Genomic DNA, 16,429 nt, shown 5'->3' with positions numbered 1-16,429 from the left:
TCAGATATCCTTTGGATCGTTCAATTTGATGCGGTAGCTGAGCGGGAACAGCTCAAGGTCGTAACGGTCGCGGATCAGGCCCCAGACTCCCTTTGGCGCCTTCAGCATGACCACGATGGCCACCGCGCCCAGCACCATCAAATAGATCGTGCCGAAATCTGCCAGTGTTTCGCGCAGGAGGAAGAAGAGGAGCGTGCCAATGATTGGCCCTTCCAATGTGCCGATGCCGCCGATCACGACAATAAAGATGACGAAGGCGGTCCAGTCGTTGACCGAAAAGGCGGCGTCGGGCGAGATGCGGAGTTTTTGCAGGAAGATCAGGCCGCCGATGATCGCGGTGAAGGCAGAGGTGACGACATAGACCTCAAGCTTGGTGCGCCAGATGTCGATGCCAAGGCCGCTTGCCGCCACTTCGCTGTCGCGGATGGCGGTGAGTGCAAGGCCGCGGCGGGAGCGCAAGAACAAGTACACTGCCGCGATGACTAGGACTGCAGAGCCAAGGGCCAACCAGTAGCTGAGTGCTTCGCGACCCGAGCGTGAGGACGCGAGTGACCTTACGATGCCCACAGGTAATGAAGTTCCCGAGCCGCCGCCGAGCGCTGAAATCTGTGCAAAGGTTAGGCGGAACACTTCGGCCATCACCCATGTGCCGATTGCGAAGTATGCGCCCTTGAGCCTGAAGATGAGCGAGGCGATGGGGACGGAAAGTACAGCCGCCAGCAACCCGGCGAGGAGGATCGCCGTGATCGGATGTAGGCCGCCGAAGATGGTGAGGGCAAAGAGCATGTAGCCGCCGAAGCCGACGAAGGCCTGTTGGCCGACGGACACGAGGCCCGCGTAGCCCGCCATCAGGTTCCACAAACATGCGAGGGAGAGGTAGAGGAAGATCTCGCCCATCAGGCGCAGGTCGGCGCGGCCCGCCCACCAAGGTGCTGCAGCTAGCACAATTAGGGCAAACGCTGCGACGATCATGGCGATGCGGCTGGCGCGGGTGGCGCGGTATACGGTGGGCGTGCTCATCAGTGCTGCACCCTTGGGAAAAGGCCGTTGGGGCGTACAGCAAGGACGACGAGAAAGGCAATGTGGCCGGCCAGCACTTGCCAGCCGGGATCTATCTTGGCCCCTATGGTTTGAGCCACTCCCAAGATCACGCCACCGGCGAGCGTGCCCCACAGGTTCCCAAGCCCACCGATGATGACAGCTTCGAAACCGAAGATTAGGCGCCCCCCGCCGATAGACGGGTCAAAACTGGTGCGGATACCGAGAAGGATGCCTGCGATGCCCGTGACAGCAAGCGCCAGTGCCATTGCAAGACCAAAGACATGCGCTTTGTTCAGTCCCATCAACTGCGCGATGTCCTGATTGTCCGATACGGCGCGGAAGCCGCGCCCAAGCGCTGTGCTGTAGAACATCCATTGCAAACTCGCGATCACCGCGACGGCAACACCAAAGGTCAAGAGCGGCAGGAGGCCGACGGTCAAGCTGCCCACTGACACGCTGGCCGTCTCGATCGCTCCTGCTGACAGTTTCTGTGGGTCGGCGGAGTATCCTTCGAGCAATGCGTTTTGGATGATCACTGATAAACCGAACGTCACCAGGAGCGGCGGTAGGATATCCGGACCCAGCGTCTGGTTCAGGATACCGCGTTGCAGGACATACCCGATCCCGGCCATCACCGGCAGCACCAGCAGAGCAGCTGCAAATGGGTGCACGCCGAACATCATGGTGGTGCTCAAGCCAAGATAGGCGGCGAGGATGATCAGATCGCCATGGGCGATGTTTACCAACCGCATCACGCCAAAGATCAGCGACAACCCCGCGGCGAACAGTGCATATAGGCCACCCAGCAGGACGCCCTGCAAAATCACACCTGTCCATTCGATCATGCGGCAACTCCGAAATAGGCGACTGTGATTTGGTCGCGCGTGACATGGTCTGTCTTGCCGCTGAGTGACACGCGCCCCTCTTGTAGGCAGAACACGCGGGATGAGACTTCGAGCGCTTTGCTGATATCCTGTTCCACAACGAGCGCGGTCATGCCGCCGCCAATGATCCCCGGCAAAGCGTCGTAGATCGTCTTTATGATGACAGGAGCGAGGCCAAGGCTGATCTCGTCAAACAGGATCACTTCGGGGTTCGCCATTAAGGCCCTGCCGATGGCAACCATTTGTTGTTGCCCGCCCGACAAGGAAGTCGAGGCTTGGCTACGCCGTTCTTTCAGTACGGGGAAGAGGTCGTATACGGCATCCAGCGACCATGGACCGGGACGCCCGACTTTGCCACCGAGCAATAGGTTCTCTTCGACCGACAGTGACGGGAACAGCTGTCGTCCCTCTGGCACCAAGGCGACGCCGCGATAGGCGACCTGATCCGCGCGCAGGGTGCCGATTGCTTCACCATTAAGATGCACTTGGTCGGGCGTGTTGCGTATTAGGCCAGAGATGGAGCGCATAAGTGTGCTTTTGCCCGCGCCATTGGCGCCAATGATCGCCACCACTTCACCTGTATGGATGTCCATGTCGATGCCATAAAGCGCCTGGAAGTCGCCATAGTGCGCGTCGAGTTTCGTGAGCGACAGGATCGGGTCAGACATCTGGGTCCACTCCCAAATAGATTTCCTTCACTTCTGCACTATCCATGATCTCTTTCGGGGCGCCTTCGGCGATCTTCTTGCCGAAGTCGATCACGATCAGTCGGTCCACTACGGCCAGTAGCGCATGCACGACATGTTCGATCCAGATGATCGTCGTACCGTGCGCATGCACTGCCTTGATCGTGTCGATCAGGTCTGTGCATTCGGCTTCGGTCAGCCCCCCCGCGATTTCGTCAAGAAGGAGGAGCCTGGGGCGAGCCGATAGTGCCCGCGCCATCTCAAGCCGCTTGCGGTCAAGCAGCGTCAGTGAACCGGCGCGCTGGTTCGCCTTGGCCAACAGGCCAGTGTCAGTCAGTACCTGAAGCGCGTGATCTTTGGCGGCGTGGCCTGAAAGGCCCGCGCCCTGCATTGCGCCTACAAGCGCATTTTCATAAACCGTCATGCCGCCAAAAGGTTGTGGCACCTGGAACGACCGCGCGATGCCTATCTTGCACCGCTTTGCGGCCGAAGCGGTCGTTATGTCCGACCCCTGGAACGTGATCCGGCCCGCGTCGGGGCTGAGCGCGCCAGTGATCAAATTAAAAAGCGATGTCTTGCCCGCGCCATTGGGCCCGAGAATGCCTACGGCATCGCCTTGGGCTATCTCGAACGCGGTGTCATCCGCAACCGTGACGGCCCCGAATGACTTGCTTAGCCCATCGACGGACAAAAGGGCAGACACGCTGCGCCCTAACTCAACAGTTGCAGGTCGCCACCCACCGGGATCTGCGGCGCATGGCTGTTGTTCGTGATGACCAGTTCGACGCCATCTCCGTCCTTTTGCCACTGTCCGGACACAAGCGGTGTCTTGGACACGTTGGGTACTGGACCATTGGCCCAGTTCACATCGCCTACGATGGTCGAGATGTTGGTGCTCTGGATTGCCGTGGCGTTTGCCTCGAAATCGTCCAGATCGTCGGATCGGGAAATGACGTCCGCCACCACTTCGAAGAGCGCATGCTTGAACCCGATCGGTTGGGTCCACGGGCGACCGGTGGCAGCAGTGAAGCCGTTGGCAAGGTCACCTGCAGATGTGCCTGTCAGCGAGGACTTGAATGGGTGGTTCGGGGACCACCATATCTCGGTTGTCAGGCCCGCACCGCGGTCGCCAAGCGCTTCAATGGCGGACGGGAAGAGCAAGGCCTTTCCGATGGTTGCGACCTTGGGGTTGAAACCCTGTTGTGCGGCTTGTGACCAGAAAGTGCCAAAATCCGGTGGGATCATGACGCCCGTAATGATCTCGCAGCCCGCATCTTTGAAGGCCGAGATGTAGTTCGAAAAATCGTCGGTCAACGGTTGGAACCGGCCCGGATCGATCAGCTCAAATCCTTGAGCCGCCAGCGGCTTGGGCAAACCAAGATCGGCGTCACCCCAAGCGTTGCCATCCGCGTCGTTCGGGAAAAGTCCGCCAACCTTCTTGGCGACCCCGCTTCCTTCCCAGAGGCTGGTAAAGTTTGCAATGATATCCTCGAGCCCCCAAAAGAAGTGATAGGTGTATTGGAAGCCTTCGGCCGGGTTGCCGCCACGGCCAAAAAAATAAGGCTGCCACGGTGCGTCGGTGGTGATGCAGGGTACTTCGTTGATTTCCGCCTGATCGGCGACGGGGTTCGTGGTATCGGGCGTGGCGGCGGCCGTGATAATGTCAACTTCGTCCGACAGGATCAGCTCAGCGGCCACTTCGGCAGCACGGTTGGGGTTTGATTGGCTATCTTTCTTGATGATCTCGATATTGTAAGTCTTGCCATTGTTGGTGATGCCGCCCGCGAAATGAGCGCGCAGGCCTTCTAGGATGTAGTCATCAGCTTCGGCAAAGCCCGCGAGGGGGCCGGTCGACGGGGTGACGAAACCCACCTTGATCGTGGGATTGGCGGCATAAGCGCGTGTGGCGCGCAGGATCGCGGGGGCGGCGACGGTTGCGCCCAGCCCTGCCAGTATACGGCGGCGTGTGATATCGGTTTTCATGTTTCTCCTCCCAAAGATGTGGTTCGGTTCTTGGCCGATCCGGTCACGCGGGCCATTTTTGAAATGGCTTGGCGCGGTCTTGTTCTTCAGACCTATCACATGCAAAAGATGATCCTGATCCGATTTGAATGGCTACTTATAACATCGTGTTATGTTTTGGCCTCGTTCTCCAGTATCCCTTCAAGCGCGCCCAGATGATGTGCGATGCGCGCTTTTGTTCGTTCAAGATCGCCCTCGGCCCATTCACGAAGGCCGTGGCCCGCTGCCATGCCCGTTCGCCCGTCATCCAGCAGCGATTGCAGCAGCGGGGACGGAGCCGGACGAGCATCGAGGTCGAACAGAACTTGACTGTGTATGTCTCGGGTTAGAGCTAACCCGACGAGATCGGCGTTTTCCATCGGCCCAAGAACAGCCAGACGGCGGCCAAAGCTGGCCTTCACCACGTCATCCACGGCCTTGGCCGAACAGATACCATTTTCGACCAGACTGATTGCTTCACGCCACAGCGCGTGTTGAAGGCGGTTGCCGATAAAGCCGGGAACGTCTTTTTCCACAAGGGCAGGGGTTTTGCCTGCGTCGGCCAGTAGATCAACCATCTTGTTGGCAGTGTCCGGAGCAGTCCATTCCGTTTTTATCACCTCGACCAGCGGGATCATGTGGGGAGGGTTCCACCAATGGGTTCCGAGCGCGCGTTGGCGCAGCGTGAGCCCTCCCATGATCTTGGTGATCTGGATGACAGACGTGTTCGAGGCGAGAATGGCGTGGTCTGGGGCGTGTGTTTCAACGTCTGCAAAGATCGACCGTTTCAACTCCAGCTTTTCTGGTGCGGCTTCGAAGACGACATCCGCATCGCTCACGGCCGCCTTGATCCCGTCGCACAGCTCGATCCGTTTCAACGTGTGTGCAATATCTTGTTCGGAGGCGTCCAGGAGGCGCAGGCTGTCGGACACCCGGTGAGGCAAGCTTTGCAATACCTCGGGGACCGGATCGGACACTGCCACGTAATGACCAGCACGGGCAAAGGTCAGGGCAATACCATGGCCCATCAGCCCTCCCCCAATTACTGCGATTTGCTGGTTCTTGTCCATGTATCAGCCCGCCGTATAGCCGCCGTCGGCATACAGAATATGCCCGGTGTAGAAGTCCGACGCGGGCGAAGACAGGAACAAGAGAGGGCCCGCGAGATCCTCGGGCTCGCCCAGTCGGCCCTTGGGCACACGGGTTAGAAAACCGTCGCGCACGGTTTTGGCCTCGTCCGTATCCTCGAACATCCAGGCGGTCAGCGGGGATCGGAAGACGGTTGGCGCGATGGCGTTTACCGTGATGCCTGTTGGACCCAATTCGCAGCCAAGCGCCTTGGTGATCCCGTCGACTGCTGCCTTTGATGCGCAGTACGCGGTGTAGCCTGCAGGGTGACCCAAAAGGCCACGGGCCGAGGACATGAGGACAATCTTTCCGCCATCACCCTGGGCCTGCATCTGGGCACTTGCCGTGCGGGCCATCAACCAGCTTTGGGTGACGTTGGCATCCATAACCCCCTCGAATGTTGCGGGTTCCATGTCACCGATCTTGGCAACCTTGTTCATGCCTGATGCAACGACGAGGATGTCGAGGCGTCCGTACGTTTCTACGGTTTCCGCGACAAGCGCGGCGCTGGCTTCTTCGCCGTCGGGCCGTGCGTTGATCTGGTGCGTCTTGCCCTTGCAGGTGGCTGCGACCTCAGCCATGGCGTCGGCATTTCCAGCGGCGAGGACAACCTTTGCGCCTGCGCCCGAAAGACAGCGCGCAGCAACCGCACCAAACGCACCTGAAGCACCGGTAATCAGGGCGACCTTGCCGGAAACATCAAAAAAGGACAGCGGGTTGTCGAGGCTCATGGCCGAACTCCATCGGGGTATGGGATCACGACAAGCATCTTGCAGACATGATTACTGTGGTTCGCGATCTTGCGAACTTCGCCTGGTGGAATGGTGCAACTGTCCATCGCGCGCAGAACCGTGTCTGTGCCATCGATGGTCACGGTCATTTCGCCTTCAAGCACAACGTAAACCTTCTCAAAAGGCGTTGCATCCGGACCCGCACCACCGCCTGGCAGGAACTGTGAGAACCCGATCCATTGATTTTCCGGCCCGTTGTCTTCAAACCCTTGCAGGCGCAGGCCCGCGACACCCCAATGGTTCGGGGCGTCATAAGGCTGGGCATCAGCGAAACGCTTGAGCAACATCAAAAGTCCTCGCCTGCTTCGATCCGGTAGCCTTGGGATTTGTCCATCATGGCCACGAGCCGGATGATGCAACCGTCGCCGCGGTCCCAATTCCAGGGGAAGAACGCAAAGGTGACCCGCTTGCCAGTTACGCGGTCCAGATCACCGCCGACATTCTCAATTCCAAGAATCCCGTTGGTAAACAGCTTTTGGTGCACGGGTTCCCATTCAGGGAAGTCGACCTCCCATGGTGTACCGCCAGACCATTCGAGATATTCCTGCTCAAGATGCGGCAGGATAGGCCCATTGCGCTGCGGTCCGATCGCGGTCGCCAGCGGGTGGTCGTTGGCTTGCGTGTCGTGACCCACAACCTTGACCCCTTTTTCGACCATCCAGTCGGCGGCCGACGGAACCAGCCCGGGACAATAGGCAAAGTAGTCACCGTCTTCATACTGCTTGTGCCAGCCGGTATTGATGATGAGGACATCGTTTTTACGGATCGCATGCCCACAAGCTTTTTCCAGATCATCACCGGTGATCTGTTCCCACTTTTTCTTCGGAATACTGACAACCAGGCCGGACCCAAAGAAGTGTGGCAATGGCACTTCGTCGATGAAGGGCGTCCCCTGAACCACGTGGGCGGGCGCGTCGATGTGAGTGGTGACGTGCATTGTTGTTGTGATCGTCTGGCTCAATACACCGGACTTCGCCATGTAATGCTTGCGATCGATCTGAACGTCTTTGAAATAGGGCCAGTTCGGGCACTGAAAGCCGTAGCGGTGGCTGAGGTTCACGAAATCGAGCCCCATGTCGTTATTTTCGTTTTCCTGGAAATCGATCCCGCGAATATTTACGACCATCGGCTCCTCCCAAAGCTTTGTGTTGCTGTCCCGTATTATGGTGCGTATGTACCGTATACCGGTCAATGTTTGATTGGCGTACTCACGAGCTGCAAATATTTCGGTACTTCTGAGCCGGTAAATGCAGCGCATATTTTAGCGTTGGGGCACTAAAAAATGTCAAAAAATCAAGGTATTCAGGTAATTTCCCGGGCTGCCGAAATCCTGCGTTTGTTAGGTCGTGAGACAGACGGGTTAAGCCTCGGCCAGATTGCGAAAGGGGCCCAACTGCCCCGCTCTACGGTACAGCGCATCGTTGCAGCGCTTGTGGCCGAAGGGTTTGTTTCCACCGAACGGGGGGATGGAGGAATCAGGCTCGGGCGCGAGATTCAAAGCCTCGCCCACGCAGTATCATCGGACATGCGTGCCCGTTTGCGTCCTATAATGGAGCGGCTGTCGGATGAAACGGGTGAGACTGTTGATCTGGCCACTCTGGAGGGGGCTCAGATGTTGTTTGTTGATCAGATAGAAGGCAGCCATCGCCTGCGCACGGTGTCGCGGATCGGAGAACACTTTCCCCTAACCACGACGGCAAACGGGCGGGCCGCTTTGGCTTGCATGCGACCTGAGCGGGCACTCTCTCTGATCCGGGCTGAACATCGTTCACGTGGTCCTTACGCGCCACCCTTGTCCGACATTGTGGATGGGATTGACGCAATCCGGGCGGGTGATCTGGCCTGTGACGAGAACGAACACACCGATGGAATTTGCGCGATGGGGTTTGCAGTGGCGGATCAGGTCGGCGATATCTTTGCTGTGTCTGTTCCGGTTCCAAGCTCACGGTATGACCGGGTCAAACCCGCTTTGGCTGACTCCATTCGGGCGGCAATTGCAATGCTGAAGAGTTAGCGCAAGAGCTGTTGCACTGCTGCAAGACGGAGCATACGCAACGACATGCTTCATATGATCGCTTCACACGTAAATCGTGAGCTGGGATGTGCGGGCGGAAATACTGAAGAGACACTTTGTAGAAGTTTACACAGAGCATCCCGGCGGTATGTAGAGGCGAACAAGCCTGCTGCTATGGGTTACGATCTTTACAAAGATGCAGCTCGCAATCATGGGCTTTGTGGCACTTTATACCATCTGACGACGCACCGGCGGGCTATGACTAAGTCATTATAAAATAGCCACTTTCATCTAATAACGCTCTCAAGAAACCTGAGATGGCGGCAGCCGTGCTGAAACCGTTTCTAAAGGAACCAATTTCCGTGCGTGGTCACCGGTGAACAAGTCAACGGAGCTATTGATGCAGGCGGAATTACGCTTATCGTGTTTGACAGAAATTCCCATCAATGGTTGAATTTTTCTAGTTTTATTTCTTTTGTCGCCGCTTTTTCGCAAATATATTTTGCAGGAGTCTTTGACTCATGTCGTTCGATCTTTCTTTGGTGGATTTGTTCAGACCCTACATTCTCCGGGGCGAGGCGACCACATGGCACGCAGTGCTGTCAGTCATCTATGTCGAAGGTTATGAAACCGCGGCAGGACCCGGCGGGACGGTGGTCCGCGGCGTAGCGCGGTTTTCCGGTGATGTTGATCTACCCAGCTTTGATCCATCGACGGGCACGCTGACTGCTGGTGCCGCCAATGCAGAAGGGCACCCTCGTAACCAACCCGACAGGTCCGAACCCTGGCTCGACATCACCGACACCCGCGTTGAATTCTCGATGACTGTGCCGCGCGTCGCGGGCACAATCATTGCAAATGGTGTTGCGACCGTCCCGGGTGGCGATGCAGATTTCCAACCGTTGCGCGACATTCTTGACGCACTGGACACACCGCCGATTGACCCACCGCCATCTGACTACCCGAATACAGGCTTCACGCTGGATCTGATCCTTGCGGGCATCGAGTTGCGGCCACCGTTCCTGCAACCGGCAGAGATGCGGCCAGACGGGTTGCTCATTCCACATACCACGCGCACGGACGTGGTGTTCCACCTGCCCAAGATCAAGCTTCGCTTAACCCAGGGCTCGGACGCCAACGCGCAGGTGCAGGTTTGCCTGGTGTCTCTTGGTGCGTCAGGCCTCGATGACCCCGGCGCATTGGCGGCAGCAGAGCTTGTCACGATGGAGCCCAGCCATGCCTTTATCGGGCTGGGACGTGTGGTCGGGTTCGGGTTCCGCTCGGCGTACCTTGATCTGTCAGACGGCTATACGCCACCCGAAATCCTGTCGCAATTTGGGTTTGATGAGGCGTGGACCGGACTTTACCTGCCCGAAATCCGTATCTTCTTTGCCCCGAACGGCGCCGAAGATTTTGCAGTCAATGCCGGCGTCGAAAACCTGTTGATCGGGCTTGGCGGTTCGAATGGGGTCACGGGCGACTTCGATGTTGCGGTGATCAACCAGGGCAGCGGTGACCTTGTCATAGGCGCGAATTTCTTCACCAGTGATCGGCAGGGCATCGGCATCACAAGAACAAGCCCGGGGGCTGCAACAGCTGCCTTGCCTGAAGCCACGCGACTTGCGGTTGATGTGCGCGGTGGTCGCGCGCCCTACAGCGTAACGGTCGACCAAGGCAGCGGCGCGCAAGCCGGCGTCGTACATGACGTTACAACACCCGCCACCGGCACACGCACCATCACGATCACTGCGACCGATGCCAGTGCACCGTCGAAGCAGGCGACGCTGACCATCACAGCAGCGCGGCGTGCGCCTCCTGCGGTGGCCCCGCCCCCGGGTGAGCCGCTGGCGGCGATCTTGACAACGACGTCGATCACCCGAGAAGCGCAATCCCTGCCAGCACCACCGCTGGTGCTGCTGAATGACAACCGGCAGGCGGGAACAGTGCGCGTCAGTCTGGCCGGCGCGACTGTTCCGCCAAATACCGAATGGGTCATTGACGGAGGACCAGCCAGTGTTGGCAGCTCTGTCGATGTGGATGTTTCCGGTGGCCAAAGCCGCACGATCGAGGCACGCACACCAGATGACAACATCTCGTCTTTGACGGCGTACTTCCGTTACGACACGCCGCCCAAGAATGACCCGCTCAGCTATTCGAAGGTTGCCGGGAACATCCGGGATGATCAGGCCCTTATTGCGGACGAGGATTCGGATTGGCGCACGACCGCCGATCCCTTTGACACGGCTTATGCCGACATTCTGTCACGCATCAATCCCCGCGACATCACGATTACAGGCACAGCCAGCTATGACGGAGATGACGGAAAGGCGCAGTATAACTGGCTGCTAAGCCAGCGTCGGGCCGAGGGGTTGCGTGCGCTTTTGAATGACCGCTTTAACCCTGATTTCACTGGTGTGGATGAACCCAGCGGTGCCAGCTTCCCAATCAGTTGGCGAGAGAATGTCTGGAAGACCCAAGGTGAGCCAAACCGCTCACAGTGGTGGAACGCCGAAATCACCGGGTTCCTTGTTAATCTTCCGGGCGAAGTGATCACCGGAGATGTCCGCCGCCCCGATGTACCAGAGCCACCGCCCCCGCCCGAGGTCACAGACACCCCACCCAGTGAGCCGGCGACGCCGGACTGGTTCCGTTCGGCCCGATTGAAGGTTCGGATCATTCGAAACCAGTTCGTGGCCTTGGAGCTGTCAGGCCAGATCGATTTCCAAACCGGTATCGAGGGCGCGCTGCAGCGTGGCGGGGCAGGGGAAACGCCCGACGATATACGCGGCGTTGGCAATAACCCGGCCGATGGCATCACCGACTTCCTGTTCCTCTACCAGACTGACCCAGCCAGCCAGACTGACGAGGTGAAGCTGTATATTGGGGCGGATCCGGCGGACAAAGATGGGCTTGTGATGACTGGGCAACTGCCCGGGCAGGCGCTGGAACCTAAGAACTTCGGGCGTGACCTATTGGGGATGACGACCATCTTCACCCCGCTGTTGTCCGAGATTGCGCCTGCCAACCCGGCTGATGGCGGTGTGGCACCGATTGTGGCGTCGGCGGCGGTCATCGGAGTGGCCACTGGCCTCGCATCAGCGGGTTTTTTCAACATCGAACGTGTCATTCTGTTTGGTGGCGAAGGGGCGTTCCGCCGACAAGGCGACAGATGGCAGATGAGCTTCCTGTTTGATGTTGAGACTGCGGTTTCGGTCAACATTGCCTTCGGCGGCGGTGATCCGCTGTTGGAAATCCCGCGCGATACGCCCTTGGCCGTGCGGTACAAGGCCATCGGCCTGAGCTTTGGTGAACCACCGGGCGGCGGCGGAAAGTTCGAGTTTCGGCCTGTCTTTGACAGCTCCAAGGGATATTCCATCGATGTGTCCGGCCCCGGAGCAATCCGTGTAGCCGATCCGCTGGGTCAGATCCTTCAGGTGCTTGGCGCTCGCATCGCGCGCACCAACCCGCTGAGTTTCGAGATCGATCTTGGTTTTGCCATCGATCTTGGGGTTGTCTCAGTGGACCGCGCCCGCGTGCGCATGCCGATAGATCCGCTGGGCGCGCCAGAACTAACGGCGTTCGGCGCGGGCCTGAAAGTACCGGGTGTACTGGAAGGCTCCGGCTACATGGAGTTCAACGACGGGGCTGAGGGGACCGAGATCAAGGGCGGGATCGACGTTAGGCTGATCCCGGTCAAGATGCGCATCGCCGCGCAGATTGCTGTTGCGCAAATATCCGAAGCGTCCGGTGGCCCGGCAACAGGCGTCGCCGTTGCATTGGAAGTCGAGTTGCCTGTCGCCATCCCACTCGCCCAGTCAGGGTTCGGCATTTATGGCTTTGTCGGCCTGTTCGCCATGCACTACGCGCGCGACGAAGACGGCATCACATCTCTCACCCCTGCACTGGAATGGCTCAAGAACCGCGCCAACGGGGACCCCACGAACCTGCAAGCTTGGAAAACCAACGTAGATAGCTGGGCCTTCGGTGTCGGCATTACGCTGGGCACAATGGGCAGCCCGATCATTTTCAACGTCAAGGGCATGTTCATGCTGGAGCTGCCCGGCCCGCGCGTTCTGCTGGTGGTTAAGGCGAACCTCTTGGCTGTGCTGCCTGCACTCAAGGACAAGAATGCAGAAGGCACGTTCCTTTGTGTCATCGATCTCGACTTTGGCCGCGGCACGCTGACCATCGGGATTTCCATTGATTTCACCATCGACCCGCTGGTCGAGATCAAGATCCCGATCGAGGCATTCTTCAACCTCAAGGACGGTAAGTTCTGGCATATCTATCTGGGCAGTTTCGAGGGCAGTGACCTGCAAGGCAATCCGCTGCCGGGTCCCATTCGTGCGTCGATCCTCGGGGCCTTTGATGGGTCCGGATATGTCATGTTCTCTGGACATGGCATTCCCAGCTACCAGCCGCCCGGCAATAACCTCCCTGCTCTCAGCCAGGTCAACGGGTTTGGCATCGCTGCAGGCCTTGAGGTGTCGATCATCTGGGGCAACACCTCGATCAACTTGTATCTGAAGGTGACTGCGGGCTTTAACGCCATCATCGGGTTCCAACCTTTCTATGTTGGCGGATTGTTGTATCTGCGGGGCGAGCTAAAGCTGTTCATCATCAGCTTGTCGGCATCCGCTGCCCTGTCAGCGCAGGTTGGCGAACGTGCTGACGGTACGCAGGTCAGCCGCATTGATGGTGAGGTCTGTGGCGAGCTTGACCTGTTCTTCTTCTCGATCAAGGGCTGTGTCGATTTCCATATTGGCGAGGATTCGAAAATCCTGCCGCCACCGCCCGACTTGTTTGCTGGCGCAGTACTGGTCAGCCGTACGCCGGCGTTGGCCGAGGGGACGGGCGTGGATCGCGGCATCGACAGCAAGATCGGTGATATGCCGCGTGGTGACAGCCAACCCGCCGACAGCGAAATGCCTGTCGTCCCAATCGATGCAATCCCGGTGCTGAGCCTTGCGATGCCTGCGCTGGACGGTGGAATCATGCCGCTGGGCGACGCACCGGGTGGAAGCACGGGCGCGCCAGCGGGTGGGTTCATCGGGCGGGGTGACTTTGCCTATTGCTACACGATGACCGATGTCACGCTTGAACGTGTCGGATCAGCTGACGCCGTGATGCCGGGCAACACGCCATCAACCTGGTGGACGCTTGAGCCGCCGGATGGTGAAAACTTGACAACACATCTGTCACTGCTCAACTGGACACCGAACCCGGCGCCCAAGGCGCTGGAACGGTCTGAGATCCTGGAAGAAACCATTCGTGAGCGTTGGGGGCGGGTCTGTAACCCTGCCGCGCCGGCAGCGCCTGTGCTCTGGACATTTTCCAATGAACGGCTTGGGCCATCACCGAGCGGATGGGACCTGACCGGTATTGCGTGGCCTGATCCAGAAGATGCAACCCGGTCAGCGGATGCAGACCGGGCGCTGCATGTGCATGAAACGTGGCGGTCCGGGGACCCGAGTTTGGACCAGTTGCGCGGCATCGTTCCGGCGGTCGTCGAGGGCGGGCTTGTGGATTGCGCACCTGAGTTTCAGGATGACGTCCCACCAACGCGCGGTTTTGTCGGCCGTGATATCACCGGACGTCCGCTGGATTTGACCATAGACACGGGTCGTCTGCGTAATTTGTCTGACGCGCTCGATCCGGCGGAATTGGACCTGAATACAGGCATAACAACGCGCCGCCTGAACCCCGCTTTGTCGCTGGGCGCCGGTACATTGAACCGTGGGGCGACAAGCGATGGCGATGTTGCGACCGCGACCTTGACCGGGCGGACGCGTCGTCTGGCCGAGCGCGCCTTGGTGGACCGTGCGGTGATCGGGTCCTTTGGCTCTGCAGCCACAGTAGACACCCTGACTGCCGAACGTCTTGACTTGGGCGAAGCTGCACGACGTGTGGCACAAGGGATATCGATCACCCGCAGCACGTTGCTGAGTGTTACGAACGGCCCCGCAACACATGCTACCCATGTGCCCGGCGGGCCTCAGGTAGATGAGCCGCAATGCCCGGGGCGCGTGCTGGCGTCACCGTTTTGGGATACCGGAGAACCGGTGATCTTTGGCGATGTCAGCCGCGCGGGTGAGGTCGCCGACAGACTGTCCGAAATGGGCGTCAAACACGGGCCATTGTCGGACGTCATTGAGGTCGACAGCGGTGCCATCCTCGCGGGCCATGTGCTGATGTGGGTCAACCGCGGTCTTTTGAACGATGATCAGGGAACAGGCCGCGGCCTGATGATCCACTTCCTTGATGACGGCGGCAACGTCCTGGACGTACGTCCTGTACGGGTGTCTGATCTGCTGTCCGTAACCAGCGTCCCGCCGCGCTGGGCAGATGTGAATGGCCCATGGTTCGAGGATGTGTACCACACCGTTCTTTACGGCCAATCGCGCCTGTCACCACGCCAACCGGTCTGTGTTAAGCTGGAACCGCCAGAAGGAACGGATCGGTTCCGGATTGGTGTTTTGTATCTGGATGAGAAGCAAGCCAGCCGCTTCGAACAGCAAGGTCGTCCGTTTTATGTCGGCGCGATCGAGTTGACCCGCCTAAGTGAGGCTGAGCGCGAAGAATATGACACGACGGAAATTCAAAAAGATCGCGATGCAATCGAAGAATTCCTAGGGCCACAAAGCGCCGATGTCGCGCTGTTGTTCCCCGACTCCGTCTACCGCGTAACGTGCCGAAGTGATGTGCGCATCCGTGACGATGAAGGTGCGGAAAGCGACGCGGCCGAGCAGACGGCGGAGTTCTGGTTCCGCACAGATGCAGAGGCGCCCAAGCGGCTTGATCCATGGATTCTTTGCACCTTGCCTGCCGAGGGAGAAGCACATGTGTTCGGCCTTGATGCACCCCGCGTCGTCTTTGCAACGAACGCCGTGGATCAACTGTTCGCAGCCTATGGCAAGGAATTGCGGGTGCGGCTCAAGGCGGCATCGTTCAAGCAAGTGGACGAACCCGGTCTGCCACACCCTGTGCCGATTGACGCTGGAACGCTTGAAAACGTTCAGGCTCACGTCCTGTCGCCGTTCGAAGCCGTGCTACAGGATGTGATCACGGAAACCGGCCCCTGCGTTCCGGTGGATGGGGAAAGGGTGCGCCATTCGATGGTCAAGCTGCCCATCCCGCTTGATCCCTACACCGACTATGTCATGAACATTGAGTCCGTCGATATCGGTGCGGATGCGGGCACAGTCGGCGATCGGGTGTACCGGCTGAACTTCTCGACCGGGCAATTCGGTCTGACCGAGGATTTTGCCCGCGATGTTCAGGCAACGGTGACAGAGCACAGATTTGTCGAAGCGGGCATGTTGCAGGCAATTGGCAACAATCCACGTTTTGCGGGTCGTGCGCTTGATGGAATCGTGCCGGGGCAAACCCTGCTCACGACCATGGGGCCAGAACTGGACGAAGAACTGATCGGCGCGGGGCTGGAACCGATGGATGTACCCGGAGCGGCTCGCGTGATTGTCTTCTGGGAACAAGCGAACCCGGCGGCCGATCCGCAACCGGCAGCAATCATTCTGGACGCGAGCGAGCCGATGCACCGGACACGTCCGCTGCCTCAGGAAGTAACAGAAGAAGATCCCGATGGCATTGCAACAACCCGTTGGAAGCTGGAAGCGACGCCGTGGCTGTCCATCGCGGAAAGCGCCTCTTCGGATGATCTCGTGGACAAGATTCTGTTTTCACCCGGCACGCAGCGCGCCTTGATCACTCTCAAACCGGGTGCGCGGGGCCAGAGCTTGCGGCTGAACATGGTGCGCAAGGCCTTTGCCGAGCCGTATCTCGACGAAGGGTTCGCCAGCGATGTTGAGATCGAGATCGTTGCTACCGATCTGACCCGCGCACCTTGGGAAGAGGATTAGGAGGGAC

The 16,429-nt window shown here is 58.9% G+C and carries 11 protein-coding genes; 2 read left to right on the top strand and 9 right to left on the bottom strand.

The window, feature by feature from the left end; translation table 11 throughout:
- The 9 genes from Q1A75_RS05970 to Q1A75_RS05930 all read right to left on the bottom strand — a co-directional run bounded on the left by Q1A75_RS05970 (position 1) and on the right by Q1A75_RS05930 (position 7,657).
- Complete coding sequence (locus tag Q1A75_RS05970) at positions 1-1,020, bottom strand: branched-chain amino acid ABC transporter permease (protein WP_299550477.1); 1,020 nt, start codon at positions 1,018-1,020, stop codon at positions 1-3.
- A complete protein-coding gene (locus Q1A75_RS05965; protein WP_299550479.1) occupies positions 1,020-1,886 on the bottom strand; it encodes a branched-chain amino acid ABC transporter permease in 867 nt (288 codons plus the stop codon). Before Q1A75_RS05965 ends, Q1A75_RS05970 begins: the two co-directional genes overlap by 1 nt.
- On the bottom strand, positions 1,883-2,593 hold the full coding sequence (locus Q1A75_RS05960) for an ABC transporter ATP-binding protein (RefSeq protein WP_299550481.1): 711 nt from the start codon (positions 2,591-2,593) through the stop codon (positions 1,883-1,885). Before Q1A75_RS05960 ends, Q1A75_RS05965 begins: the two co-directional genes overlap by 4 nt.
- Entirely contained in the window at positions 2,586-3,314 is a 729-nt protein-coding gene (locus Q1A75_RS05955) for an ABC transporter ATP-binding protein (protein WP_299550483.1), read from the bottom strand. The genes Q1A75_RS05960 and Q1A75_RS05955 overlap by 8 nt, the downstream gene beginning before the upstream one ends.
- 8 nt (positions 3,315-3,322) lie before the next feature.
- The gene (locus Q1A75_RS05950) at positions 3,323-4,594 is read right to left on the bottom strand and encodes an ABC transporter substrate-binding protein (RefSeq protein ID WP_299550485.1); all 1,272 of its coding nucleotides are present in this window, start codon (positions 4,592-4,594) and stop codon (positions 3,323-3,325) included.
- A gap of 149 nt (positions 4,595-4,743) precedes the next feature.
- On the bottom strand, positions 4,744-5,682 hold the full coding sequence (locus tag Q1A75_RS05945; protein WP_299550486.1) for a 3-hydroxyacyl-CoA dehydrogenase NAD-binding domain-containing protein: 939 nt from the start codon (positions 5,680-5,682) through the stop codon (positions 4,744-4,746).
- A 3-nt stretch (positions 5,683-5,685) separates the two neighbouring features.
- On the bottom strand, positions 5,686-6,471 hold the full coding sequence (locus tag Q1A75_RS05940; RefSeq protein WP_299550487.1) for an SDR family oxidoreductase: 786 nt from the start codon (positions 6,469-6,471) through the stop codon (positions 5,686-5,688).
- Complete coding sequence (locus tag Q1A75_RS05935) at positions 6,468-6,818, bottom strand: cupin domain-containing protein (RefSeq protein ID WP_299550488.1); 351 nt, start codon at positions 6,816-6,818, stop codon at positions 6,468-6,470. Before Q1A75_RS05935 ends, Q1A75_RS05940 begins: the two co-directional genes overlap by 4 nt.
- Complete coding sequence (locus tag Q1A75_RS05930; protein WP_299550489.1) at positions 6,818-7,657, bottom strand: cyclase family protein; 840 nt, start codon at positions 7,655-7,657, stop codon at positions 6,818-6,820. The genes Q1A75_RS05935 and Q1A75_RS05930 overlap by 1 nt, the downstream gene beginning before the upstream one ends.
- 156 nt (positions 7,658-7,813) lie before the next feature.
- On the opposite strand from Q1A75_RS05930, the gene Q1A75_RS05925 reads away from it, so the two are divergent.
- Positions 7,814-8,545, top strand: a complete 732-nt coding sequence (locus tag Q1A75_RS05925) for an IclR family transcriptional regulator (protein ID WP_299550491.1) — start codon at positions 7,814-7,816, stop codon at positions 8,543-8,545.
- Between the two features lie 521 nt (positions 8,546-9,066).
- Positions 9,067-16,422, top strand: a complete 7,356-nt coding sequence (locus tag Q1A75_RS05920) for a hypothetical protein (RefSeq protein WP_299550493.1) — start codon at positions 9,067-9,069, stop codon at positions 16,420-16,422.
- The last annotated feature ends 7 nt before the right edge of the window (positions 16,423-16,429 follow it).

It is taken from the genome of uncultured Tateyamaria sp. (genome assembly GCF_947504105.1).
In the GTDB taxonomy this organism is placed as follows: domain Bacteria; phylum Pseudomonadota; class Alphaproteobacteria; order Rhodobacterales; family Rhodobacteraceae; genus Tateyamaria.
The sequence above is the reverse complement of the archived record's forward strand: the minus strand, read 5'-3'. Positions and strand labels throughout refer to the sequence as shown.